21 protein-coding genes are annotated in these 23,341 nt (G+C 63.9%); 12 read left to right on the top strand and 9 right to left on the bottom strand.

Annotated features, from left to right (window positions below):
* Nucleotides 1–41 precede the first annotated feature (41 nt).
* Nucleotides 42–2,549: an ABC transporter permease gene (locus ACVWZT_RS24910; RefSeq protein WP_296234907.1), complete on the bottom strand. Its 2,508-nt coding sequence runs from the start codon at nucleotides 2,547–2,549 to the stop codon at nucleotides 42–44.
* Nucleotides 2,549–3,232 (bottom strand): ABC transporter ATP-binding protein, encoded by a 684-nt coding sequence (locus ACVWZT_RS24905; RefSeq protein WP_296234909.1) that lies wholly within the window; start codon nucleotides 3,230–3,232, stop codon nucleotides 2,549–2,551. The genes ACVWZT_RS24910 and ACVWZT_RS24905 overlap by 1 nt, the downstream gene beginning before the upstream one ends.
* Nucleotides 3,233–3,242: 10 nt before the next feature.
* On the opposite strand from ACVWZT_RS24905, the gene ACVWZT_RS24900 reads away from it, so the two are divergent.
* From ACVWZT_RS24900 to ACVWZT_RS24890, 3 genes are all read left to right on the top strand, one after another.
* Nucleotides 3,243–3,848, top strand: coding sequence for an arylesterase (locus ACVWZT_RS24900; RefSeq protein ID WP_296234910.1), 606 nt, complete (start codon nucleotides 3,243–3,245; stop codon nucleotides 3,846–3,848).
* Nucleotides 3,849–3,906: 58 nt separating this feature from the next.
* Nucleotides 3,907–4,197, top strand: coding sequence for a hypothetical protein (locus ACVWZT_RS24895; RefSeq protein ID WP_225777168.1), 291 nt, complete (start codon nucleotides 3,907–3,909; stop codon nucleotides 4,195–4,197).
* A gap of 111 nt (nucleotides 4,198–4,308) precedes the next feature.
* Nucleotides 4,309–5,286 carry a L,D-transpeptidase family protein gene (locus ACVWZT_RS24890; RefSeq protein WP_296234911.1) on the top strand — a complete coding sequence of 326 codons (978 nt, stop codon included), beginning with the start codon at nucleotides 4,309–4,311 and terminating at the stop codon, nucleotides 5,284–5,286.
* 132 nt (nucleotides 5,287–5,418) lie between these two features.
* On the opposite strand, the gene oprI is transcribed toward ACVWZT_RS24890, so the two are convergent.
* Nucleotides 5,419–5,670: an outer membrane lipoprotei OprI gene (oprI, locus tag ACVWZT_RS24885; RefSeq protein ID WP_003259780.1), complete on the bottom strand. Its 252-nt coding sequence runs from the start codon at nucleotides 5,668–5,670 to the stop codon at nucleotides 5,419–5,421.
* 508 nt (nucleotides 5,671–6,178) lie between these two features.
* Between oprI and ACVWZT_RS24880 the strand changes: the two genes are divergently transcribed.
* The gene (locus tag ACVWZT_RS24880) at nucleotides 6,179–6,460 is read left to right on the top strand and encodes a GNAT family N-acetyltransferase (protein ID WP_025338432.1); all 282 of its coding nucleotides are present in this window, start codon (nucleotides 6,179–6,181) and stop codon (nucleotides 6,458–6,460) included.
* Nucleotides 6,461–6,547: 87 nt separating this feature from the next.
* Here the strand turns inward: ACVWZT_RS24880 and ACVWZT_RS24875 are convergent, their stop codons facing one another.
* Complete coding sequence (locus tag ACVWZT_RS24875; protein ID WP_296234921.1) at nucleotides 6,548–7,624, bottom strand: 3-deoxy-7-phosphoheptulonate synthase; 1,077 nt, start codon at nucleotides 7,622–7,624, stop codon at nucleotides 6,548–6,550.
* A gap of 230 nt (nucleotides 7,625–7,854) precedes the next feature.
* On the opposite strand from ACVWZT_RS24875, the gene ACVWZT_RS24870 reads away from it, so the two are divergent.
* From ACVWZT_RS24870 to cysB, 3 genes are all read left to right on the top strand, one after another.
* Entirely contained in the window at nucleotides 7,855–8,802 is a 948-nt protein-coding gene (locus ACVWZT_RS24870) for a putative 2-dehydropantoate 2-reductase (protein ID WP_457471955.1), read from the top strand.
* A 103-nt stretch (nucleotides 8,803–8,905) separates the two neighbouring features.
* Nucleotides 8,906–9,403 (top strand): universal stress protein, encoded by a 498-nt coding sequence (locus ACVWZT_RS24865; protein ID WP_225777171.1) that lies wholly within the window; start codon nucleotides 8,906–8,908, stop codon nucleotides 9,401–9,403.
* A 128-nt stretch (nucleotides 9,404–9,531) separates the two neighbouring features.
* A complete protein-coding gene (gene cysB, locus ACVWZT_RS24860; RefSeq protein WP_225777172.1) occupies nucleotides 9,532–10,506 on the top strand; it encodes an HTH-type transcriptional regulator CysB in 975 nt (324 codons plus the stop codon).
* 119 nt (nucleotides 10,507–10,625) lie between these two features.
* Here cysB and ACVWZT_RS24855 read toward each other — a convergent pair whose 3' ends face one another.
* The 5 genes from ACVWZT_RS24855 to rloA form a co-directional block, all read right to left on the bottom strand.
* Complete coding sequence (locus ACVWZT_RS24855) at nucleotides 10,626–11,360, bottom strand: phosphoadenylyl-sulfate reductase (protein ID WP_296234926.1); 735 nt, start codon at nucleotides 11,358–11,360, stop codon at nucleotides 10,626–10,628.
* Between the two features lie 80 nt (nucleotides 11,361–11,440).
* On the bottom strand, nucleotides 11,441–12,784 hold the full coding sequence (gene pabB / locus ACVWZT_RS24850; protein WP_457471954.1) for an aminodeoxychorismate synthase component I: 1,344 nt from the start codon (nucleotides 12,782–12,784) through the stop codon (nucleotides 11,441–11,443).
* A 172-nt stretch (nucleotides 12,785–12,956) separates the two neighbouring features.
* Nucleotides 12,957–13,937, bottom strand: a complete 981-nt coding sequence (locus ACVWZT_RS24845) for an alpha-L-glutamate ligase-like protein (RefSeq protein ID WP_296234928.1) — start codon at nucleotides 13,935–13,937, stop codon at nucleotides 12,957–12,959.
* The gene (gene rloB, locus ACVWZT_RS24840) at nucleotides 13,937–15,472 is read right to left on the bottom strand and encodes an osmotic stress tolerance membrane protein RloB (RefSeq protein ID WP_457471952.1); all 1,536 of its coding nucleotides are present in this window, start codon (nucleotides 15,470–15,472) and stop codon (nucleotides 13,937–13,939) included. Before rloB ends, ACVWZT_RS24845 begins: the two co-directional genes overlap by 1 nt.
* 5 nt (nucleotides 15,473–15,477) lie before the next feature.
* Complete coding sequence (rloA, locus tag ACVWZT_RS24835) at nucleotides 15,478–16,014, bottom strand: retropepsin-like aspartic peptidase RloA (protein WP_296234930.1); 537 nt, start codon at nucleotides 16,012–16,014, stop codon at nucleotides 15,478–15,480.
* 339 nt (nucleotides 16,015–16,353) lie between these two features.
* Here rloA and ACVWZT_RS24830 point away from each other — a divergent pair, with 339 nt between their 5' ends.
* From ACVWZT_RS24830 to prpF, 5 genes are all read left to right on the top strand, one after another.
* Entirely contained in the window at nucleotides 16,354–17,070 is a 717-nt protein-coding gene (locus ACVWZT_RS24830) for a GntR family transcriptional regulator (protein ID WP_296234931.1), read from the top strand.
* Nucleotides 17,067–17,957: a methylisocitrate lyase gene (prpB, locus tag ACVWZT_RS24825; protein ID WP_296234932.1), complete on the top strand. Its 891-nt coding sequence runs from the start codon at nucleotides 17,067–17,069 to the stop codon at nucleotides 17,955–17,957. Before ACVWZT_RS24830 ends, prpB begins: the two co-directional genes overlap by 4 nt.
* A gap of 180 nt (nucleotides 17,958–18,137) precedes the next feature.
* Nucleotides 18,138–19,265: a bifunctional 2-methylcitrate synthase/citrate synthase gene (prpC, locus tag ACVWZT_RS24820; protein WP_457471951.1), complete on the top strand. Its 1,128-nt coding sequence runs from the start codon at nucleotides 18,138–18,140 to the stop codon at nucleotides 19,263–19,265.
* Between the two features lie 115 nt (nucleotides 19,266–19,380).
* Nucleotides 19,381–21,969 carry a Fe/S-dependent 2-methylisocitrate dehydratase AcnD gene (gene acnD / locus ACVWZT_RS24815; protein WP_457471949.1) on the top strand — a complete coding sequence of 863 codons (2,589 nt, stop codon included), beginning with the start codon at nucleotides 19,381–19,383 and terminating at the stop codon, nucleotides 21,967–21,969.
* Between the two features lie 145 nt (nucleotides 21,970–22,114).
* The gene (gene prpF / locus ACVWZT_RS24810) at nucleotides 22,115–23,305 is read left to right on the top strand and encodes a 2-methylaconitate cis-trans isomerase PrpF (protein WP_457471947.1); all 1,191 of its coding nucleotides are present in this window, start codon (nucleotides 22,115–22,117) and stop codon (nucleotides 23,303–23,305) included.
* Nucleotides 23,306–23,341: the final 36 nt, after the last annotated feature.

Below are 23,341 nucleotides of genomic sequence, written 5' to 3'. Positions count from 1 at the left end.
TGTGTTGCCTGGGCCGGCCGCCTCACGGCTACAGGCAACTCTCAACTTTCCCGCAACACCGCCAACGGGCTGGCATTCAACGCTCGTCGCGTCCCCAGCACGCCCGCTGCACCCACCAGCAGTGCGCCCGCCAGGGGCAACACCAGCAGCCACGGATGCGGGCTCCAGTGCAGGTCAAACGCATAGCGATACAGCACCAGCGTTATCAGTTCGCAGCCTATCGCCGCCAACAGCCCACTGGCGGCACCCAGCAAGCCGAACTCGATCCGCCGGGCCTTGACCAGCAATGGACGCGCCGCACCTAGTGCGCGCAGCAAGGCGCCTTGGCGGATACGCTCGTCCAGGGTCGCCTGCAGGCCCGCGAACAAAACCGCCAGCCCCGCCGCCAGCACGAACAGCAATACGTATTCCACCGCCAAGGTCACCTGGGCGAGAATGCTGCGCAGTTGATCGAGCAGGGCGTCCACCTGCAGGATCGTCACTGCCGGGAACGCTCGTGACAGCGCCACAACGTCCAGGTCATGGCCAGGCGCCAGGTAGAAACTGGTCAGGTAGGTGGTTGGCAACCCTTGCAGCGTGCCAGGCTGGAAGATCATGTAGAAGTTCGGCTGGAAGCTGTCCCAATGCACGCTGCGCAGGCTGCTGACCCTGGCCTGGTGCTGCTGGCCGCCGATGTCGAAGGTCAGCAGGTCGCCCAACTGCAGCTTCAGGCTGCTGGCCAGTTCCGCTTCCACCGATACACCAGGGATTTCCTCTGCAGCGGGCAGGTTCTGCCACCAGCTGCCTGCAGTCAGCTCATTACCTTCCGGCAGGTCGGCGGCCCAGGTCAGGCTGAGGTCACGTTGCACGGCGCGCTCGCCGGCCGAATCCTTGCTGACCACCTGCTGCACCGGCTGCGCATTGATTTGCACCAGGCGACCCGGTGTCACCGGGTACAGTGGCGCCGAGGTCGCGTTGACCTGATGCAACTGGCGGGCGAAAGGTTCGCGGTCATCTGGCAGGATGTTCAGGGCGAAGTGGTTGGGCGCATCCTTGGGCAACTGCGCTTGCCAGGTGTCGAGCAGTTCGGCGCGAAGCAGGGCGACCAGCGCCATGGCCAGCAGTATCAGGCCGAAGGCCAGGGCCTGGCCGGCGGCAGCCATGGGGTGACGCAGCAGTTGCCCCAGCCCCAGGCGCCAGGTCAGCGTTGCTCCGGCCAGCAACCGGCGCAGGCTGCGCAAGCCGAGCAACAGCAGGCCGCCAAGCAGCAGTGCGGCGACCAGGCCGCCGCCGAGCAGGGTGAAGGTGAGCAGCAGGTCGAGGCTGAGGCGCCACATGATCAGGCCAAGGGCGAGCAGGGCAGCGCCATACACCAGCCAGCTGCTGGTCGGTATCGGCAGCAGGTCGCGGCGCAGTACGCGAAGTGGCGGCACCTTGCCCAGTGCGGCAATTGGCGGCAAGGCGAAGCCTGCCAGGGCTACCAGCCCGGTGGCGCTGCCAGCCAGCGCCGGAACGATGCCGCCGGCGGGTACCACATTTGGCAACAAACCCTGCAACAGACGGAACAGGCCAAGCTGCGCCAGCCAGCCGAGCAGGGCACCCAGCAGCGCTGCGGCCAGGCCGAGCATGGCCAGTTGCAAGCAATACAGGCCCAGTGCCTGGCGGCGGGAGAGGCCCAGGCAGCGTAGCAGGGCGCTGGCGTCCAGGCGGCGTGCCGCATAGCGGCTCGCCGACAGTGCCACGGCGACCCCGGCCAGCAGCACTGCCACCAGGCTTGCCATGTTCAGGTAACGCTCGGCTTTGCCCAAGGCACCGCCGATCTGCTGGTTGCCATCGCGGGTATCGCGCAAGCGCTGGTTGGCGGCCAGGTCTTTCTCCACGGCCTGGCGATAGCGCGCCAGCGCCTCAGGTTCGCCGCGCCACAGGTCGCGGTAGGTCACCCGGCTGCCTGGCTGGATCACGCCGGTGGCTTGCAGGTCAGCCAGGTTCATCATCACGCGCGGAGTCAGGCTGTAGAAGTTGTTGGTGCGGTCCGGTTCGTAGGTCAGCACGCGACTGATACGCAGGGTTTTCATGCCGACGTCGATGCTGGCGCCGACCGGCAGCCCCAATGCTGCCAGCAGGCGCGGTTCGACCCAGGCCTCGCCCGGCGCCGGCCCACCGCCTGGGGTTTCCGTGGCGTAAGGTTGTGCGGCGCTACGCACCTGCCCACGTAGCGGGTAGGCGCCGTCGGCGGCCTTGACGCTGGACAACTGGATGCCGTTGTCGCCGCCCACCACGCTGGTGAACTCGACCACCTGGGCATGGCGCAAGCCAAGCGCCTTGCCGGCAGTGAGCTGTTGTTCGCGGGGCGGGGAACTACCCTGCAACACCAGGTCGGCGCCGAGGAACTCGCTGGCACGCAGTTGCATGGCGCCGTTGAGGCGGGCGCCGAAATAGCCGATGGCGGTGCTGGCCGCGACGGCCACCAGCAGGGCAAAGAACAGCACGCGCACTTCACTGGCACGGATGTCGCGCAGCAACTGGCGCAGGGCCAGGCCGCACAGGCGGGACAGCGGCATGTGGGTCATCAGGCCTCCACCGGCGCCACCAGGCGGCCTGCGTCCAGGCGGATCTGGCGGCGGCAGCGCCGGGCCAGGCGTTCGTCATGGGTCACCAGCACCAGGGTAGTGCCGCGTTCCTTGTTCAGCTCGAACAGCAGGTCGCTGATGCGTTCGCCGGTGTGGCTGTCGAGGTTGCCGGTGGGCTCGTCGGCGAACAGCACTGCCGGTTGGGCGGCGAAGGCACGGGCAATGGCCACGCGTTGCTGTTCGCCACCCGAGAGCTGGCGCGGGGTATGGCTCAGGCGCTTGCCCAGGCCGACCCGTTCGAGCAGCGTGCGCGCCTGTTCTCTGGCATCGCGGCGGCCATCCAGCTCCAGCGGCAGCATGACGTTTTCCAGGGCGTTGAGGCTGTCGAGCAGCTGGAACGACTGGAATACGAAGCCCACGTGTTCGGCACGCACCCGCGCGCGCTGGTCTTCATCCAGCGGCCCGAGGTCGTGGCCGGCGAGCAGGACCTGGCCGGCGCTGGGCCGGTCGAGCCCGGCGAGCAGGCCAAGCAGGGTCGACTTGCCCGAGCCCGAGGCGCCGACGATGGCCAGGCTGTCGCCCCGGGCCAGGTCGAGGGACAGCGCATGCAGGATGGTCAGGTCACCTTCCGCGCTGGGGACCACTTTGCTAAGGTTCTGCGCAACGAGAATGCTGGGGCCCATGGAGAATCCGATGCGAGTGTGGTGGTTGAGTGCCGGTCTGGCCCTGTATTGCCTGGCCCAGAGCGCGGCGGCGGGAACGTTGCTGGTTGTTGGCGATAGTATCAGCGCCGGTTTCGGCCTGGATACCCGCCAGGGTTGGGTGTCCCTGTTGCAGACCCGGCTCAGGGACGAAGGTTTCGACGATCAGGTAGTCAATGCCTCGATCAGTGGCGATACCAGCGCAGGTGGTCAGGCGCGGCTGCCGGCGCTGCTTGCAGCGCACAAGCCGAGCCTTGTGGTGCTGGAGTTGGGCGGCAATGATGGTCTGCGCGGGCAGTCGACGGCGCAATTGCAACAAAATCTTGCTTCGATGATCGAGCGCGCGCGCGAGGCCGGCGCCAAGGTGGTGCTGCTGGGCATGCGCTTGCCACCCAATTACGGCGTGCGCTACACCAGCGCATTCGCCCAGGTGTATGAACAGCTGGCGGCGGAAAAACAGGTCCCGTTGGTGCCGTTCTTCCTCGAAGGGGTGGGCGGTGTGACGGGGATGATGCAGGCGGATGGCATCCACCCGGCCCAGGCCGCCCAGCAGCGCCTGCTGGAAAATGCCTGGCCGGCGATAAAACCCTTGCTGTGATGCTTTAAACGGCGCCGGCTTTCGGCTAATGTTGCGCCCCCCGTTTCGAGTGCCCCCGATGCCGCGCCCTGCCTGGTCCCTGTATGCCTACCAACTGATCGAGCCCGATGAGCAGCTCGATCTGTTCGCCTGCCAGGAAATCCGCGTCCATCTGGTGGCTCGTCAGCTGGAGCTGGGCGTGCCGGTCGACCGTACCCTGTGCGGTGGCCTGCTGCCGGCGCAGCCACGCTGGTCGGGGGTGCCGCGCTCGATCTACCGCGACGGCCGCCTGTGCGACCTGTGCCGCGCCATTCTCGATGCCCAGCGGCGTGGCATGCGCCCGGTGTGGCCGGAGCTGCAGAGCGGCTGAGCGGCACACCTTTCATCATCTGAAACGCTTGCATCGCGGCAATGCCTCCCGCTTGCATCGGCACAGGTGTACAATCGATTCTCTTGACCCATCTTTCGAAGGATTTACCGGATGTTGCCGCGCTTTCCTGCCGTCACCCGTAGCCTGTCCCTGGCCGCCCTGCTGGTAGCAGGCCCCGCTGCTGCGCTGGAGCTGCCACTGCCACCGCCCGGTGAAGACATCGTCGGCCAGGTGCAGGTGATCAAGGCCAAGTACGAGGACACCTTCGCCGACATAGGCACCGCCAACGACCTCGGCTACCTGGAAATGATCGCTGCCAACCCGGGTGTAGACCCGTGGTTGCCGGGCGCAGGCACCGAAATCATCCTGCCGACGCGCTACATCCTGCCGCCTGGCCCGCGTGAGGGTATCGTCATCAACCTGGCCGAGTACCGCATGTATTACTTCCCGAAAGGGCAGAACGTGGTGCATACCTTCCCGCTGGGCATCGGGCGCGAGGGCTGGGGTTCGCCGATCGCCAACACCAGAATCACCGCCAAGACGCCGAACCCGACCTGGACCCCTCCCGCGTCCATCCGTGCCGAACACGCCGCTGACGGCGACATCCTGCCGAGCGTGGTACCGGCTGGTCCGGACAACCCGCTGGGGCCGTTCAAGTTCACCCTGGGCGTACCGGGCTACCTGATCCACGGTTCGAACAAGAAGTTCGGCATCGGCATGCGTACCAGCCACGGTTGCTTCCGTATGCTCAACAACAATGTGCTGGAATTGTCGAAGATGGTGCCGGTGGGTACGCCGGTGCGCATCATCAACGAGCCGTACAAGTTCGGTATCAGTGGCGGCAAGGTCTACCTGGAGGCGCACACGCCGCTGGACGACCAGGGCAATCCGTCGGTAGTCGACAAACACACGGCGGTTATCAATGCCTTGCTCAAGCGCGAAGACCTGGCCAACAACCTGCGCATGAACTGGGACATGGTGCGTGACGTGGTGGCTGCGGAAGATGGCATGCCGGTGGAAATTGCCGTGCCCACCCAGAACCAGGGCGGCGCACCAATGGTGTCGAGCATTCCTGCAGAACTGCAGTAGGCTAATTGCGACACACCCGGGCCTGCCTTAGTGCAGGCCTTTTCGTTTCTGTCTGCCGCGTTTGCCTTTTGTGTGGGCAATAAAAAAGCCGACCCACAAGTGGGTCGGCTCCATAACAATCCGTGAGGATTATTACTTGCGGCTGGCTTTGTCCAGCATACGCAGAGCGCGCTCGTTGGCTTCGTCAGCGGTCTGCTGAGCCTTCTGAGCGGCTGCCAGTGCGTCGTCAGCCTTACGGTAGGCTTCGTCAGCACGAGCTTGAGCGCGAGCTGCTGCGTCTTCAGTCGCAGTCAGACGAGCTTCGGTTTCTTTGGATACGCTGCTGCAACCGGTAGCCAGAACTGCGGCCAGAGCCAGAGCAGAGAATTTCAGAACGTTGTTCATCGTGTTCCCCTTCAAGGACTTTCTATTAAATAGCCATCTCTCGGAAAAGAGAAACTGGCCGGCGTACATAGTACCCATTACTTGTAGTAAGTAAACTGACTAAGCGCAAGAACTGCAAAAAAAATGTTGCTTGGTGCCGTCCTGACAAGATTCGCGACAGGTACTGTGTAAAAAACGCGCAGGGCGCGCAAGCGTTTGTACTGCGGCAACTTTTTTGCTGAACTAACGGTGACTTTAACTGTCCTTCAGCGTCTTAAGCCCTAGTACATCCAGTGGGCCTGCCGGCATGCGGCCAAGAGTCGCTGTGGCTGCATTTTCGCCATTTTCAACTGCCCCACCTTGAGCAATCCCGGTTGCGGCGCCTACTATCTTGTGAGTGCCAGAGGCTCCGAACGATTGCAATCGTTCGGTGGTCGAAGGGGCAACAGGTGGCGTAGAGGATTCTGTGCCGGATAAACCACCATCGGTTAAGGTATGGGTCTGCCGAGAAGACCTGCAAGGAGTAGTGATGAGCGAAGCGCTGACCATCCACCATGACCAGGCCGGTCATCAGTTCGAGACCAACGTGGACGGTCATCGTGCCTATCTGACGTACATGGATCTGGGCAAGCAGACGCTGGACATCTATCGCACCTTCGTGCCCAACGCACTGCGCGGCCGCGGGATTGCAGCCGCGCTGACCGAGCGGGCCCTGGAGTACGCCGAACAGATGGGCTACACGGTGATTCCGTCCTGCTCGTATGTGGAGCGCTATATGGAGCGCCAGCAGCGGCATTCCAGCAAGGTCTGATTCTAAAAAAAGCGGGGCCGCTTTGCATCCCATCGCCGGTAAGCCAGCGATGGGGCGCAAAGCGGCCCCGCCTTTTTATATCCGCTATCAGCCGCGCTTGCGCTGCGGCAGCACATCCTTCAGCTTCGCACGCATGCTGCGCAGGGTCTTCTCGGTAGCCGACCAGTCGATGCAGGCATCGGTGATCGACACACCATACTGCAATTCATCCAGGTTCTTCGGAATCGACTGGCAGCCCCAGTTCAGGTGGCTCTCGACCATCAGGCCGATGATCGACTGGTTGCCTTCGAGAATCTGGTTGGCAACGTTTTCCATCACCAGCGGCTGCAGGGCAGGGTCCTTGTTGGAGTTGGCGTGGCTGCAGTCGACCATGATGTTGGCTTTGATCCGGGCCTTGGCCAGGTCCTGCTCGCACAGGGCGACGCTGACCGAATCGTAGTTCGGCTTGCCGTTGCCGCCGCGCAGCACCACGTGGCCGTACGGGTTGCCCTTGGTGGTGACGATCGATACACCGCCTTCCTGGTTGATGCCGAGGAAGCGATGCGGCTTGGACACCGACTGCAGGGCGTTGATGGCAACGGTCAGACCGCCATCGGTGCCGTTCTTGAAGCCGACCGCCGAGGAGAGGCCTGAGGCCATTTCGCGGTGGGTCTGCGATTCGGTGGTGCGAGCGCCGATGGCCGACCAGCTGATCAGGTCCTGCAGGTACTGCGGGGAAATCGGATCGAGCGCTTCGGTGGCGGTTGGCAGGCCCATTTCGGCCAGGTCCAGCAGCAGCTTGCGGCCGATGTGAAGGCCATCCTGGATCTTGAACGAGTCATCCAGGTACGGGTCGTTGATCAGGCCCTTCCAGCCGACAGTGGTGCGCGGTTTTTCGAAATACACCCGCATGACCAGATACAGCGTGTCGGACACTTCCTCGGCCAGTGCCTTGAGGCGCTCGGCGTACTCGTGGGCAGCCTTGATGTCGTGGATGGAGCAAGGGCCGACCACGACGAACAGGCGATGGTCCTTGCCGTCGAGAATATTGCGCACCACTTCACGGCCGGCAGTCACGGTCTGCAGGGCCTTGGCGCTGAGGGGAATTTCCTTCTTGAGCTGATCGGGGGTGATCAGCGTCTCGTTGGAGGCAACGTTCAAGTCATCGATCGGTAAATCAGCCATCGTGTTACTCGTCAGGTCACGGTGCCGGCCGCCAACTGTCCCCGTGCGGCCCAGCAGCAAGAATAATCGCAGCGGGGAGCCGAACCTTAGCGCGTTACTGGTGGCGGGACAATGGGCTGGGCCCCGTCCGTGTGGGGTTTTTCCGAGATGGCAGGGGTTTGCCGCAAACAGGCTGCCAGCGCTGCGCAACCTGTGTAATAAAGAGGGCTGACTTTTACCTGGAGATCGGCATGCACACGCACACACCACGCATTGGCATTATCGGCAGTGGCGCCATCGGCGGTTTCTATGGGTTGATGCTGGCGCGGGCCGGCTTCGATGTGCATTTTCTGTTGCGCAGCGAGTACCAGGTCATCCGTGAGCAGGGGCTGACCCTGGACAGTGCCGTACACGGCACCCTGCAGATGAACGTGAAAACCTATGCCAGCGCCGCCGACCTGCCGCCCTGCGACTGGCTGCTGGTGGGCGCCAAGGCCACCAGCAATGACCAGCTGGCACCGCTGATCGTACAGGCGGCAGCACCTGGCGCCAAGGTGGTGCTGTTGCAGAACGGCCTGGGTGTGGAGGAGCAGTTGCGCCCGGTATTGCGCAACGACATCCATCTGCTTGGCGGCCTGTGTTTCATCTGCGTCAACCGCCAGGCACCTGGGGTGATTCGTCACCAGGCGCTGGGCGCGGTCAACCTGGGCTACCACAGCGGGCCGGCCAGCGATGGCGGTGCCGCGCTGGTCAAGGAGGGGGCGGGGTTGTTCCAGGCTGCGGGCATCGATTCGCAGGCCATGCCCGACCTGGCCCAGGCGCGCTGGCAGAAGCTGGTATGGAACGTACCCTACAACGGCCTGTCGGTGCTGCTCGGCGCCAGTACCACGCCGCTGATGGCCGACAGCAACAGCCGTGCGCTGATCCGGGCCTTGATGGCCGAGGTGGTGCAGGGGGCGGCGGCGTGTGGTCATGTGTTGCCCGAGGGTTATGCCGAGCACCTGTTCGACGTCACCGAGCGCATGCCCGATTACTGGCCCAGCATGTACCACGACCATGCCCACCAGCGCCCGCTGGAACTGCAGGCCATCTATGCCGAGCCACTGGCACGGGCACGGGCGGCCGGTTGCCAGTTGCCACGCATGGAGATGCTGTACCAGGCGCTGGCCTTCATGGGGCGCGGTGGCCAGGCCTGCTGAGCGCGCTTCGGGCTGGCCGGCAGTGCGCCGGACGGCCAGGCGCGCGTCCGGGGCGCTGCTAAGCTGAAGCTTGCTCTGCCGCAGCGGCAGTCGAGGAGGTCGAATGATCCGCTCCATGCTGTACGCCACTGACCTCGGTGTGTACGCCCCTTTTGTCATGCAGCACGCGTTGGCGCTGGCGCGTACCTTCGGCGCCGAGTTGTATGTGATCCATGCAGTGGAGCCCATGGGGCAGTTCGCCGAATCGCTGTTGCAAAGCTACCTCGACGAGCAGACGCTCGACCAGTTGCACAGCCAGGGGGTGAACACGGTGATGGCCAACATCGAGCAGCGTGTGCTGGAGAACTTTCGCGACGAGCTTGGCGAGGAGGCCGACCTGGCGGTGATCAAGGCGGTGCGGGTGCGCCAGGGCGACCCGGCACAGGTGATCCTCGACCAAGCGCAGCGGCTGAGTGTCGACCTGCTGATTTTCGGCAGTCACAGCGCCGGTGCGGGCGTGGACGTGCCCTTGGGGCGCACGGCGGTGCGGCTGCTGCAGCTATCGCCGGTGCCGGTGTACATGGTGCCGTTGGCACAGCACTTGGGGCGTAGGAAGGCATGAATATGGCCGTAGGCCATTTCCGTCGGTATGTAACAAAATAGTTCTAGATTTATTTCCAGAACCACTAATATAGTTATATATCGACGCTGCCTGCTGCCGCGGACTCATTGCTGAACCGAGGGGAACCTATGAAGCTTCAACAACTGCGCTACATCTGGGAAGTGGCGCACCATGACCTCAACGTGTCCGCGACGGCGCAGAGCCTGTATACCTCCCAGCCGGGTATCAGCAAGCAGATCCGCCTGCTCGAAGATGAGCTGGGTGTTGAAGTCTTTGCCCGCAGCGGCAAGCACCTGACCCGTGTCACCCCGGCCGGTGAGCGCATCATCAATACTGCCGGCGAGATCCTGCGCAAGGTCGAAAGCATCAAGCAGATCGCCCAGGAATTCTCCAACGAGAAGAAGGGCACGCTGTCCATCGCCACCACCCACACCCAGGCGCGTTATGCCCTGCCGCCGGTGATCAGCAGCTTCATCAAGCAGTACCCGGAAGTGTCCCTGCACATGCACCAGGGCTCGCCCATGCAGATTGCCGAGATGGCTGCGGACGGTACGGTTGACTTCGCCATCGCGACCGAGGCGCTGGAGCTGTTCGGCGACCTGATCATGATGCCGTGCTACAAGTGGAACCGTTGCGTGGTGGTGCCGCAGGGTCACCCGCTGGCGAAGCTGCCCAAATTGACCCTCGAAGCCGTCGCCGAATACCCGATCGTGACCTATGTGTTCGGCTTTACCGGGCGCTCGAAGCTGGACGAGGCCTTCAATCATCGTGGCCTGACACCGAAAGTGGTGTTCACCGCAGCAGACGCCGACGTGATCAAGACCTATGTGCGCCTGGGGCTGGGCGTGGGCATCGTTGCCGGCATGGCGGTGGACGCCAAGCTGGACAATGACCTAGTCGCACTGGATGCCAGCGAGCTGTTCGAGGCCAGCATTACCAAGATCGGCTTCCGCCGTGGCACCTTCCTGCGTGGCTTCATGTGCGACTTCATCGAGAAGTTCGCCCCGCACCTGACCCGTGAAGTAATGGCCAAGGCCATACAGTGTCATAACAAGCAGGAGTTGGAAGAGCTGTTCGAAGGGGTCGAACTGCCGGTGCACTGATTCGAGACTGTCGGGGCCGCTTTGCGCCCCCTCGCGACACAAGGCCGCTCCTACAGGGGCATGCGTTTACCTGTAGGGGTGGCCTTGTGTCGTGAGGGACAGGAAGCGGCCCGGCAATTTCAAGCCTTGGTAATCAGGTTGCCCGCGTGCAGCCCGCATTCCTTCTGGGTCGACTCTTCCCACCACCAGCGCCCCTCGCGCTCATGCTGATTCGGCAGGACCGGCCGGGTGCAGGGTTCGCAGCCGATGCTGATGAAGCCGCGCTCATGCAGGCTGTTGTAAGGCAGTTCAAGCATGCGGATATATCCCCACACCTCTTCGCTGGTCATCTGCGCCAGCGGGTTGAACTTGTACAAGGTGCGCTCGGGGGTAGAAAAGGCGCTGTCGATCTCCAGTGCCGCTACCTGGCTGCGGGTGCCCGGGCTCTGGTCGCGCCGCTGGCCGGTGGCCCAGGCGCCCACGGTCGCCAGCTTGCGCCGCAGCGGCTCAATCTTGCGGATGCCGCAGCACTCGCCGTGGCCGTCCTTGTAGAAGCTGAACAGGCCCTTTTCCTTGACGAACGGGTCGAGCTTGGCGCGGTCGGGGCTGAGGATCTCGATCGGCAGGTTGTACTGCTCGCGCACCTGGTCGATGAACCGGTAGGTCTCCGGGTGCAGGCGCCCGGTGTCGAGGCTGAACACCTTGACCTGCTTGTTCAGCTTCCAGGCCATGTCGACCAGCACCACGTCCTCGGCACCGCTGAAGGAAATCCACAGGTCATCTCCGAAGTGCTCGAAGGCGAGCTTGAGGATGTCCTGCGGGGACTTGTTGGCGTAGGTCGCGGCCAGGGCGGCGACGTCGAAGGGTTGGCTCATCAGGCGGTTTCCATCTTGGCTGTGGCGCTGTGCGCTCGTAGTAGGCTGATGGTAACAAAAAATGGCGGGGTAGACGCCGGTCACAAGCCTTGCAGCGTCTCCATCAACACCCGGACCTTGGCAATCGATTCTTCATATTCTGCCTGCCACTCGGAATCGGCCACCACCGCTCCGCCGCCCCAGCAGCAGACTTGGCCACCCTTGACCAGCAGGCTGCGAATGGCGATCGAGCTGTCCATCTCGCCGCGCACGTCCACGTAAAGCAGTGACCCGCAGTACAGTGTGCGGCGCGTCGGCTCCAGCTCGTCGATGATCTGCATGGCGCGGATCTTCGGTGCGCCGGTGATCGAGCCGCCGGGGAAGCTGTCGCCGATCAGGTCCAGGGCATCCTTGTTGCTGGCCAGTCGACCGGTGATGCTGCTGACCAGATGGTGCACGTTGGGGTAGCTTTCCAGGCTGAACAGCTCCGGCACCTTCACCGAACCGATCTCGCAGGTGCGCCCCAGGTCGTTGCGCAGCAGGTCGACGATCATCAGGTTTTCCGAGCGATCCTTGGCGCTGTGCCGTAACTGCTCGGCATTCTGCGCATCTTCGACGGGGTCGCTGGCGCGCGGGCGGGTACCCTTGATCGGCCGGGTTTCCACCTGGCGCCGGCTGACGCGGATGAAGCGTTCGGGCGAAAAGCTCAGCAACGCGCTGCCGTCAGCCAGTTGCTGGTAGCCGGAAAATGGTGTCGGGCAGGCTTTGCGCAGGGCCCGGTAAGCGTGCCACGGGTCACCTTGGCAGGGGGCGCGGAAGCGCTGGGTGAGGTTGATCTGGTAACAGTCGCCCGCCTGGATGTAGCGCTGCACCTGGTCGAACGCAGCCTTGTACTGTTCGGACTGCAGGTCACCGGCCATCGGCGCCAGCAGCTCGAAGCGGCCGTTTGCACTGTTGTCGGCGCCTTCGAACAGGCTGATCAGGCGTTCGCGTTCCTGGTCGGCCAGGCTCGGATGAAAGACCAGCTGGCTGGTCGCGCACTGGTGGTCGCTGACCAGCGCCCAGGCATACAGGCCCAGTTGCGCATCTGGCAGGCCCAGGTCGTCAACGGCCAGGCTCGGCAGCTGTTCCAGGCGCCGACCAAAGTCATAGCTCAGGTAACCGATCAGGCCACCAGCGAACGGCAGCTCGCAGCCGTCGGGCAGTTGCGCATGGCCCAGTTGCGCCAGGCCCACGCGCAGGCGCTGGAGGAAGGCGCGGCCATCTTCGCCAGGTTGCGCCTGCAGCTGTTGCACTGGCCAGGCGCTGAGCAGGTCGAAGCGACCGCGCTCGGCGCCGGGGCGCGCGCTGTCGAGCAGGATCGCACCGGGTGCCTGGCGCAGGCGGGCAAAAAAGGCGGCAGGATCAGGCTGGTAGGGCAGGGGATGGAGCGTGCAGGTCGGCATCAGTGTGGACGGCGATGTAAAAGCGAGGAGGGCGATTGTAGACCTGTGCAGGAAATGCGCCTAGCACTGGGCGCGACATTCGGCATCGTGTTAAGCCCGCGGGACCGCTTTGCGGTCCGTCGCGACGCCAGGCTGCGCCTGCATGGTTCCCTATAGGCGCAGCCCGGCGTTTTCAGCGCGGATGCACGTGGCCGAACAGCCCTTGCGACACCCGCACCCGCTGTTCGACATCCTCGGTGATGCCATCCTTGGCCAGCGCTTCCAGGTGCGCCTCGATGGCGTGGGTGCGCTGGGTGAGCCCGCAGTCGTTGGCAATCTGGATGTTCAGGCCCGGGCGGGCGTTGAGTTCCAGAATCAGCGGGCCCTTGTCCTGGTCCAGCACCATGTCGACGCCGATGTAGCCCAGGCCACACAGCTCGTAGCAGCCGGCGGCCAGCTTCATGAAGCCGTCCCAGTTTGGCAGTTGCACGCCATCGACGGCGTTGGTGGTGTCCGGGTGCTTGCTGATGATGTTGTTCAGCCAGGTGCCGCGCAGGGTCACGCCGGTGGCCAGGTCGACACCCACGCCGATGGCGCCCTGGTGCAGGTTGGCCTTGCCGCCGGACTGGCGGGTTGGCAGGCGCAGCATGGCCATCACCGGGTAACCCATCAGCACGATGATGCGGATGTCCGGTACACCCTCATAGCTGATGCTCTTGAAGATCTGGTCCGGGGTGACCCGGTACTCGATCAACGCCCGGTCGCGATGGCCGCCCAGCGAGTACAGACCGGTGAGGATGCTCGAGATCTGGTGCTCGATTTCCTCGTGGCTGATGATCTTGCCCGACACCGTGCGATAGCGGTCCTCGAAGCGGTCGGCGATCACCAGGATGCCATCACCGCCGGCGCCCTGCGCCGGCTTGATGACGAAATCGCTGCGCCCGCCGATGATCTGGTCGAGCTTGTCGATTTCCTTTTCGGTTTCGATGATGCCGTACATCTCCGGCACATGGATGCCGGCCGCCAGGGCGCGCTCCTTGGTGATGATCTTGTCGTCGACGATCGGGTACAGGTGGCGCTTGTTGTACTTCAACACGTAATCCGCGTTGCGCCGGTTGATACCCATGATGCCCCGGGCCTCCAGGGCTTTCCACGTCTTGATCAGGCCAAACATCAGGCGTCAGCCTTCTTCAGGAATGCCTTGAAGCGCACGAGCTCGGTCAGGCGGTAGCCGCGGTAGCGACCCATTGCCAGCATGAAGCCCACCAGGATCAGCAGTACGGCCGGGAAGGTGAACACGAAGTACACCAGCTCCGGCACCATCATCAGCAGGTGCGCCAGGGAGGCGGCGAACAGGGTGCCGATGGCCACTTTCATGGCATGGCCGCCGCCACGCTCTTCCCAGGTGATGGACAGGCGTTCGATGGTCATGGTCAGGATCACCATCGGGAACAGTGCCACCGACAGCCCGCGTTCCAGCCCCAGCTTGTGGCTGAACAGGCTGATGGCGGCGATCAGCACCACGACGAAGGTCAGCACTACCGACAGGCGTGGCAGCATCTGCAGTTTCAGGTGCTCCAGGTAGGAACGCAGCGACAGGCCCAGGGCAGTGATCACCGTGAACAGCACGATGCCAAAGCCCAGCTGGGTTTCGCGGAAGGCCAGGGCGATCAGTACCGGGGTGAAGGTACCCAGGGTCTGCAGGCCGACCAGGTTGCGCAGCACCAGGATCACCAGTACGCCGATCGGGATCATCACCATGATCATGAAGGTTTGCTGGGTCTGCAGCGGCAGGCCGTAGAGTGAATACTCGAGGAAGTCGGCGTCGGTATTTTCGTCGGTCAGCTTGGCCAGGCGGATGGCGTTCATCTCGCTGTTGTTCATGCTGAAGGTGACGTTGGCCTTCTTGCCGCCATCGACGGTGATCAGGTTGTCGTCACCGGTCCACCACAGCAGGCGGTCGCTGGGCAGGCCTTGCTCGCCGGTGTCCGGGTTGAAGTACAGCCAGTCGGTACCGTTGAAGCTGCGCAGCCACAGTTCCGGGGTTTGCGGCGTGTCGGTCACCAGGCGGATGGTGTGCACCTTCTCCATCGGGACGTGGGCGATCGACAGCAGCAGGTCGATGACCTGGGCCTTCTTCATGGCCGTGGTGTCGCCGCCCAGCAGCAGCTTGACGTTGTCATCGTTGAGGTTGTTGACCCGCTTGATGGTCTCGCTGACGAAGGTCTCGACGTCGGCCGAGTGCTGGCGGATGGGGGCCATCAGCGCCTCGGCGGCGATCTTCTCGGGGCCCTCCACGGCCAGGCTGTCACGGAAGGTCGGGCCTTTGACCGTGGTCTTTTCCTTGCTGTAACGCTTGGTCAAGACCAGGCGGTAGTAGAGGGTCTGGTTGCCGCTGGCGCGGCGCGCCGACCAGGTGACCTTGCGGTTGCCGTCGGCACGGTTGACGCTCACCCCATAGTTATTGGAGATGAAGCTCTCGTTGAGGCTGACGTAGTCGCGGTTCAGCGGTGGCACGAACATCTGTACCTTGACCGGGTCCTTGGTGCTGGCCACGAACTCGACCTTGGCGTCGATGTTCCACAGGTCGTCGGTTTCATCCTCGGTGACCGGGATGCCGAGAACGAAGATCTGATAAGCGGTGACCGCCACGCCCAACAGCACCAGCACGGTGATCAGGACTTTCAGATGGAGGGTAAGAGAGCGCATCGGGATTACTCTGCTTTGGGAGCGTCGGTGGCACAGGCAGGTTTGCCGGCCGCGTATTTAAGGCTTGGGTCGACCAGCGCGTCGAAGTGCTTGAGCGCCTCGGAGCCGATCAGCAGCGGGAACTGGAAGGCGCTGCGATCGGTGAGGTTGACTTCGATGGTGCGCACGGCCTGGCCCATGCAGATCTGGAGTTCGATGACCGGCCGGGCCGTGTAGGCCTTGCCCGATTCCGCATCATAGTCACCCGCACGGCGCTTGATCTTGCTGACCCGCGCCAGCGGGCGTTCGATAGGGTGGGAATGGGCGGCGTCGATGGCCAGGTAGAAGCGCACCCAGCTTTCGCCGTTGCGCTTGAAACGCTTGATGTCGCGGGCACTGAGCGAGGCGGTCTTGGCGCCGGTGTCGAGCTTGGCGGCCACTTCCAGGTCAAGGTCGCCCAGGCGTGCATATTCGTTGAGACCGTAGACGGTCTTGCCTGCGGCCTGGCCAAGGGCCGGCAGCAGGGTCAGGCAGAGCAGCAGTAGAACGGGTGTAGGTCTCATATTCCTGGCGCGATGCAGTGCAAGGTTCGGGGCTTTCCAGGCGCTCTCCTCAGAGCGATCTTCAAGCCATGTTCAGAGCAAGGCGACTGGCAACGACTGCGCAAGCTTCCTCGTTCATCTGTCGACAACATGAATGGATGACAGACGGGTTATCCATGCTCCAACGGAGGCGCGGCATTCTATCACGCCGACGTCTTGACGCCAGCGGTGCGCGATCTGACAGCGGCAGCGCGGCGTTAGTTCGTTCTTAGACAATTGTCGACAATATTCATTTTGTCTTTGACGGGCGCGGTTGGATTCGCTAATTTCTGACGAAGAGATTGGCAAGGTGTCGACAATATGCAGGACCTAACCAGCCCCAGCCCGGTGCTGACAGACGAAACGGAAACCTTGTCCGAAAACGTCTTTCGACGCATTCAGGCGGCCATCGTCAAGGGCGAGATCGCCCCCGGCAGCAAGATTTCCGAGCCGGAGCTGGCGCGCACCTATGGCATCAGCCGCGGGCCGTTGCGCGAGGCCATCCACCGCCTCGAAGGGCAACGCCTGCTGGTGCGCGTGCCGCATGTTGGCGCGCGGGTGGTGTCGCTCAACCACGCCGAACTGATCGAGCTGTATGAAATTCGTGAATCGCTGGAAGGCATGGCCTGCCGCCTGGCCGCCGAGCGCATGAGCCAGGCCGATATCGACGAACTGCGTCGGGTCCTCGACACCCATGAGCGCGATGCGGCCTTTCAGGCTGGCCTGGGTTACTACCAGCAGGAAGGCGACTATGACTTCCACTATCGAATCATCCAGGGCAGTGGCAACCAGACCCTGGTGAAGATGCTGTGCGGCGAGCTGTACCAACTGGTGCGCATGTACCGCATCCAGTTCTCGGCCACGCCGAACCGGCCGCGCCAGGCCTTTGCCGAGCACCACCGCATTCTCGACGCCATCGCCGACCGTGACGGCGAGCTGGCCGAACTCCTGATGCGCCGCCACATCGGCGCGTCCAAGCGCAACATCGAGCGTCATTATCTGGACGCCCAGAACAACAGCCCACGAGGTGAGAAATGACTGTGAAGAGCACCCCCGGTCAGCGTTTCCGCGACGCCGTTGCCGCAGAACATCCGTTGCAGGTGGTAGGCGCCATCAACGCCAACCATGCGCTGCTGGCCAAGCGCGCCGGCTTCAAGGCCATCTACCTGTCCGGTGGCGGCGTGGCCGCCGGCTCGCTGGGCCTGCCGGACCTGGGCATCAGCAACCTCGATGACGTGCTCACCGATGTACGCCGCATCACCGACGTGTGCGACCTGCCCCTGCTGGTGGATGTCGACACCGGGTTCGGGGCCTCGGCCTTCAACGTCGCCCGTACCGTGCGTTCGATGAGCAAGTTCGGCGCAGCCGCCATCCACATCGAGGATCAGGTAGGCGCCAAGCGTTGCGGCCACCGCCCCAACAAGGAAATCGTCAGCCAGCAGGAAATGGTCGACCGCATCAAGGCCGCGGTCGATGCCCGTAGCGACGACAGCTTCGTGATCATGGCGCGTACCGATGCCCTGGCCGTCGAGGGCCTGAACGCTGCGCTGGACCGCGCCGCCGCCTGCGTCGAGGCCGGCGCCGACATGATCTTCCCGGAGGCGATTACCGAACTGCAGATGTACAAGACCTTCGCCAACCGGGTGAAGGCACCGATCCTGGCCAATATCACCGAGTTCGGTGCCACGCCGCTGTACACCACCGAAGAGCTGGCCTCGGTCGATGTGTCGCTGGTGCTGTACCCGCTGTCGGCCTTCCGTGCCATGAACAAGGCGGCCGAGAACGTCTACACCGCGCTGCGTCGCGACGGCACGCAGAAAAACGTGATCGACACCATGCAGACCCGCATGGAGCTCTACGATGCCATTGGCTACCACGCCTTCGAGCAGAGCCTGGATGCGCTGTTCGCCCAGAAGAAAGGTTGAAGATCAGAGATCCTGACTGTAGCGGCTGGCCTCTTCGCGGGTGAACCCGCTCCCACCAGGACACTACGGGCAGCGAATGCTACACAGGGCCTGTAGGAGCGGGTTTGCCCGCGAAGAGGCCGGCACAGGTTCAACGATCAGGCAGAATTTCCATAACAAGTTCAAGAAAGGAGAAACACCATGGCCGAAGCAAAAGTACTCAGTGGCGCAGGCCTGCGCGGCCAGGTGGCCGGCCAGACTGCATTGTCCACCGTGGGCCAGGCCGGTGCCGGGCTGACCTACCGGGGTTACGATGTGCGTGACCTGGCTGCCGCTGCCGAATTCGAAGAAGTCGCCTACCTGCTGCTGTACGGCGAGCTCCCGAGCAAGGCCGAACTGGCCGACTACAAGCGCAAGCTCAAGGGCCTGCGTGACCTGCCGCAGGCGCTGAAGGAAGTGCTCGAGCGCATCCCTCGCGATGCCCACCCGATGGACGTCATGCGCACCGGTTGCTCGGTGCTGGGTACCCTGGAACCCGAGCTGACCTTCGAGGCCCAGCGCGAGAAGACCGACCGCCTGCTGGCGCTGTTCCCGGCCGTGATGTGCTACTGGTACCGCTTCACCCACCACGGCGTGCGCATCGACTGCACCAGCGACGAAGACACCCTCGGCGGGCACTTCCTGCACCTGCTGCACGGCAAGAAGCCCAGCGCCCTGCACGTCAAGGTGATGAACGTGTCGCTGATCCTTTACGCCGAGCACGAATTCAATGCCTCCACCTTCACCGCCCGCGTGTGTGCCTCGACCCTGTCTGACCTGTACTCCTGCGTCACTGCCGCCATCGGCTCGCTGCGCGGCCCGCTGCACGGTGGCGCCAACGAGGCGGCAATGGAGCTGATCGAACGCTTCCAGAGCCCGCAGGAAGCCACTGCCGAGCTGCTGCGCATGCTTGAGCGCAAGGACAAGATCATGGGCTTTGGCCATGCCATCTACAAAGAGTCCGACCCGCGCAACGAGGTGATCAAGGGCTGGTCGAAACAGCTGGCCGACGAAGTGGGTGACAAGGTGCTGTATCCCGTCTCCGAAGCCATCGACAAGACCATGTGGGAGCAGAAGCGCCTGTTCCCCAACGCCGACTTCTACCATGCCTCGGCTTACCACTTCATGGGTATCCCGACCAAGCTGTTCACCCCGATTTTCGTCTGCTCCCGCCTGACCGGCTGGGCGGCGCACGTCTTCGAGCAGCGCGCCAACAACCGCATCATCCGCCCGAGCGCCGAGTATGTCGGTGTCGAACAACGCCAGTTCGTGCCGCTCGAGCAGCGCTGAGGCCTGGGTCGCTCCCACCGCGGTGTAGGAGCGGCCTTGTGTCGCGACAGGGGGCGCGCAGCGCCCCGAATGCCAGACCTGCATACCGAATACCGTGACCGAGCCTGATAACGATATGAACACTGCATTCCGCAAGCACCTGCCAGGCACCGACCTGGACTATTTCGATGCCCGCGCAGCGGTCGAGGCAATCAAGCCGGGCGCCTACGACGGGCTGCCCTACACCTCCCGCGTGCTCGCCGAAAACCTGGTGCGCCGTTGTGACCCGGCTACCCTCGATGCCTCGCTGGGCCAGTTGATCGAGCGCAAGCGCGAGCTCGACTTCCCGTGGTTCCCGGCGCGAGTGGTATGCCATGACATCCTTGGCCAGACCGCATTGGTCGACCTCGCCGGCCTGCGTGACGCCATTGCCGACAAAGGCGGCGACCCGGCCCAGGTCAACCCGGTGGTGCCGGTACAGCTGATCGTCGACCACTCGCTGGCCGTCGAGTGCGGTGGCTTCGACCCGCAGGCCTTCGAAAAGAACCGGGCCATCGAGGACCGCCGTAACGAAGATCGCTTCCACTTCATCAACTGGACCAAGAAAGCGTTCAAGAACGTCGACGTGATCCAGCCGGGCAACGGCATCATGCACCAGATCAACCTGGAGAAGATGTCGCCGGTCGTTCACAACGACCGTGGCCTGGCCTACCCGGACACCTGCGTCGGCACCGACAGCCATACCCCGCACGTCGACGCCCTGGGCGTGATCGCCATCGGGGTGGGGGGGCTGGAAGCGGAAAACGTGATGCTCGGCCGCGCCTCGTGGATGCGCCTGCCGGAAATCGTCGGCGTCGAGCTGACCGGCAAGCTGGCGCCGAACATCACCGCCACCGACCTGGTGCTGGCCCTCACCGAATTCCTGCGCAAGCAGAAGGTCGTCGGTGCCTACCTGGAGTTCCACGGCGAGGGCGCTCGCGCCCTGACCCTGGGCGACCGTGCCACCATCTCCAACATGGCCCCGGAGTACGGCGCCACTGCAGCGATGTTCGCCATCGACCAGCAGACCATCGACTACCTGCGCCTGACCGGCCGCGAAGAGCAGCAGGTCCGGCTGGTGGAAACCTATGCCAAGACCACTGGCCTGTGGGCCGACAGCCTGGGTGGTGCGGTGTACGAGCGCACCCTGAGCTTCGACCTGGCCAGCGTGGTGCGTAACATGGCTGGCCCGTCCAACCCGCATGCCCGGGTAGCCACCAGCGACCTGGCGGCCAAGGGTATCGCCGGCAAGTGGGAAGAAGTGCCCGGGCAGATGCCGGATGGCGCAGTGATCATCGCTGCCATTACCAGCTGCACCAACACCAGCAATCCGCGCAACGTGATTGCCGCAGGTTTGCTGGCACGCAACGCCAACAAGCTGGGCCTGGCCCGCAAGCCATGGGTCAAGTCGTCGCTGGCGCCGGGCTCCAAGGCCGTGCAGCTGTACCTTGAGGAAGCGGGGCTGGAAAAGGAGCTGGAGCAGCTCGGCTTCGGCATCGTCGCCTTCGCCTGTACCACCTGCAACGGCATGTCCGGCGCCCTGGACCCGGTGATCCAGCAAGAGATCATCGACCGCGACCTGTACGCCACCGCCGTGCTGTCGGGCAACCGTAACTTCGACGGGCGGATCCACCCCTATGCCAAGCAGGCCTTCCTCGCCTCGCCGCCGCTGGTGGTGGCCTACGCCATCGCCGGTACCATCCGCTTCGACATCGAGAAGGATGTGCTGGGCGTGGTCGATGGCAAGGAAATCCGCCTCAAGGACATCTGGCCAAGCGATGAAGAGATCGATGCGGTGGTACGCGCCGCGGTCAAGCCGGAGCAGTTCCGCAAGGTGTACATCCCGATGTTCGCCATCGAGGAAGACCGTGGGCCGAAGGTGGCGCCGTTGTACGACTGGCGCCCGATGAGCACCTATATCCGTCGCCCGCCATACTGGGAAGGGGCCCTGGCCGGCGAACGTACCCTGCGCGGCATGCGTCCGCTGGCGGTGCTGCCGGACAACATCACCACCGACCACCTGTCGCCGTCCAACGCCATCATGCCCGACAGCGCCGCGGGTGAGTACCTGGCCAGGATGGGCCTGCCGGAAGAGGATTTCAACTCCTACGCCACCCACCGTGGCGACCACCTGACGGCCCAGCGTGCCACTTTCGCCAACCCCAAGTTGTTCAACGAAATGGTGCGCAATGAAGATGGCAGCGTGAAGCAGGGTTCGCTGGCGCGGATCGAGCCGGAAGGCAAGGTTACCCGCATGTGGGAGGCGATCGAGACCTACATGCAGCGCAAGCAGCCGCTGATCATCGTCGCCGGCGCCGACTACGGCCAGGGCTCGTCGCGTGACTGGGCGGCCAAGGGTGTGCGCCTGGCCGGGGTCGAGGCGATCGTCGCCGAAGGCTTCGAACGTATCCACCGCACCAACCTAGTGGGCATGGGTGTACTGCCGCTGGAGTTCAAGCCGGGTACCGACCGCAAGACCTTGGCCCTGGACGGCAGCGAGACCTACGACGTGCTGGGGGCGCGTACGCCACGGGCGACCCTGACCCTGGTGGTGACCCGGGCCAACGGTGAGCGCCTGGAAGTGCCGGTGACCTGTCGCCTGGACACCGCCGAGGAAGTGTCGATCTACGAAGCGGGCGGGGTGCTGCAGCGCTTCGCCCAGGACTTCCTCGAAGCAACCGCTTAATTGCAGGGGGCCGCTTTGCGGCCTATCGCGACACAAGGCCGCTCCTACAAGCGTTACTAGATCCCTGTAGGAGCGGCCTTGTGCCGCGATGGGCTGCAAAGCAGCCCCAGAGGCCATATGCATCTCAAACAGGACAGTACATCCCATGGCACATGCACCCCAGATCAGAATCCCCGCCACCTACATCCGTGGCGGCACCAGCAAAGGCGTGTTCTTCCGCCTGCAAGACCTGCCCGAGCGGGCGCAAACCCCCGGGCCGGCTCGCGATGCCCTGCTGCTGCGGGTGATCGGCAGCCCGGACCCCTATGGCAAGCAGATCGACGGCATGGGCGGCGCCACCTCGAGCACCAGCAAGAGCGTGATCCTGTCGCCGAGCAACAAGCCCGATCACGATGTCGACTACCTGTTCGGCCAGGTCAGCATCGACAAGGCCTTCGTCGACTGGAGCGGCAACTGTGGCAACCTCTCCGCTGCAGTCGGTTCGTTCGCCATCGGCAGCGGCCTGGTCGACCCCGCGCGCATACCGCGCAATGGCATCGCCACCGTTCGCATCTGGCAGGCCAATATCGGCAAGACGATCATCGCCCACGTGCCTGTCAGCGAAGGTGAAGTGCAGGAAACCGGCGACTTCGAGCTGGACGGGGTGACTTTCCCGGCCGCCGAGGTGCAGCTCGAGTTCCTCGACCCGGCGGCCGACGAAGACGGCGACGGTGGCGCGATGTTCCCCACCGGTAACCTGGTCGATGACCTCGTGGTGCCGGGGCTGGGGACCTTCAAGGCGACCCTGATCAATGCCGGCATCCCGACCATCTTCGTCAATGCGGCAGACATAGGCTACACCGGCACTGAGCTGCAGGATGCCATCAACGGCGATTCGCAGGCACTGCTGCGCTTCGAGACGATCCGCGCCCATGGCGCCGTGCGCATGGGGCTGATCGAGCACGTCGACCAGGCTGCCGGGCGTCAGCACACGCCAAAAGTGGCGTTCGTCGCGCCGCCGAGCACCTACACTGCCTCCAGTGGCAAGGTGGTTCAGGCGGGTGATATCGATCTGCTGGTGCGCGCCTTGTCGATGGGCAAGCTGCACCACGCCATGATGGGTACGGCCGCAGTGGCTATCGGTACTGCGGCGGCCATTCCGGGCACGCTGGTGAACCTGGCCGCTGGCGGCGGCGAGCGTAGCGCCGTGCGTTTCGGGCACCCCTCAGGCACCCTGCGGGTGGGGGCCGAGGCGCGCCAGGTGAATGGTGAGTGGACAGTGACCAAGGCAATCATGAGCCGCAGTGCCCGGGTGCTGATGGAGGGCTGGGTTCGCGTACCTGGCGATAGCTTCTAACGCACCCACTGGCGCTCGGCTTTAGGGTTGGGGCCG

It is taken from the genome of Pseudomonas sp. TE21394, from assembly GCF_054057835.1.
Note: the sequence above shows the minus strand (reverse complement) of the source record. Positions and strands in the feature narration are given on the sequence as shown.

Excerpts from the sequence above, each read along its gene's own strand:
- ACVWZT_RS24910 (WP_296234907.1), bottom strand. The coding sequence starts at position 2,549 with ATGACCCACATGCCGCTGTCCCGCCTGTGCGGCCTGGCCCTGCGCCAG.
- ACVWZT_RS24905 (WP_296234909.1), bottom strand. The coding sequence starts at position 3,232 with ATGGGCCCCAGCATTCTCGTTGCGCAGAACCTTAGCAAAGTGGTCCCC.
- ACVWZT_RS24900 (WP_296234910.1), top strand. The coding sequence starts at position 3,243 with ATGCGAGTGTGGTGGTTGAGTGCCGGTCTGGCCCTGTATTGCCTGGCC.
- ACVWZT_RS24895 (WP_225777168.1), top strand. The coding sequence starts at position 3,907 with ATGCCGCGCCCTGCCTGGTCCCTGTATGCCTACCAACTGATCGAGCCC.
- ACVWZT_RS24890 (WP_296234911.1), top strand. The coding sequence starts at position 4,309 with ATGTTGCCGCGCTTTCCTGCCGTCACCCGTAGCCTGTCCCTGGCCGCC.
- oprI (WP_003259780.1), bottom strand. The coding sequence starts at position 5,670 with ATGAACAACGTTCTGAAATTCTCTGCTCTGGCTCTGGCCGCAGTTCTG.
- ACVWZT_RS24880 (WP_025338432.1), top strand. The coding sequence starts at position 6,179 with ATGAGCGAAGCGCTGACCATCCACCATGACCAGGCCGGTCATCAGTTC.
- ACVWZT_RS24875 (WP_296234921.1), bottom strand. The coding sequence starts at position 7,624 with ATGGCTGATTTACCGATCGATGACTTGAACGTTGCCTCCAACGAGACG.
- ACVWZT_RS24870 (WP_457471955.1), top strand. The coding sequence starts at position 7,855 with ATGCACACGCACACACCACGCATTGGCATTATCGGCAGTGGCGCCATC.
- ACVWZT_RS24865 (WP_225777171.1), top strand. The coding sequence starts at position 8,906 with ATGATCCGCTCCATGCTGTACGCCACTGACCTCGGTGTGTACGCCCCT.
- cysB (WP_225777172.1), top strand. The coding sequence starts at position 9,532 with ATGAAGCTTCAACAACTGCGCTACATCTGGGAAGTGGCGCACCATGAC.
- ACVWZT_RS24855 (WP_296234926.1), bottom strand. The coding sequence starts at position 11,360 with ATGAGCCAACCCTTCGACGTCGCCGCCCTGGCCGCGACCTACGCCAAC.
- pabB (WP_457471954.1), bottom strand. The coding sequence starts at position 12,784 with ATGCCGACCTGCACGCTCCATCCCCTGCCCTACCAGCCTGATCCTGCC.
- ACVWZT_RS24845 (WP_296234928.1), bottom strand. The coding sequence starts at position 13,937 with ATGTTTGGCCTGATCAAGACGTGGAAAGCCCTGGAGGCCCGGGGCATC.
- rloB (WP_457471952.1), bottom strand. The coding sequence starts at position 15,472 with ATGCGCTCTCTTACCCTCCATCTGAAAGTCCTGATCACCGTGCTGGTG.
- rloA (WP_296234930.1), bottom strand. The coding sequence starts at position 16,014 with ATGAGACCTACACCCGTTCTACTGCTGCTCTGCCTGACCCTGCTGCCG.
- ACVWZT_RS24830 (WP_296234931.1), top strand. The coding sequence starts at position 16,354 with ATGCAGGACCTAACCAGCCCCAGCCCGGTGCTGACAGACGAAACGGAA.
- prpB (WP_296234932.1), top strand. The coding sequence starts at position 17,067 with ATGACTGTGAAGAGCACCCCCGGTCAGCGTTTCCGCGACGCCGTTGCC.
- prpC (WP_457471951.1), top strand. The coding sequence starts at position 18,138 with ATGGCCGAAGCAAAAGTACTCAGTGGCGCAGGCCTGCGCGGCCAGGTG.
- acnD (WP_457471949.1), top strand. The coding sequence starts at position 19,381 with ATGAACACTGCATTCCGCAAGCACCTGCCAGGCACCGACCTGGACTAT.
- prpF (WP_457471947.1), top strand. The coding sequence starts at position 22,115 with ATGGCACATGCACCCCAGATCAGAATCCCCGCCACCTACATCCGTGGC.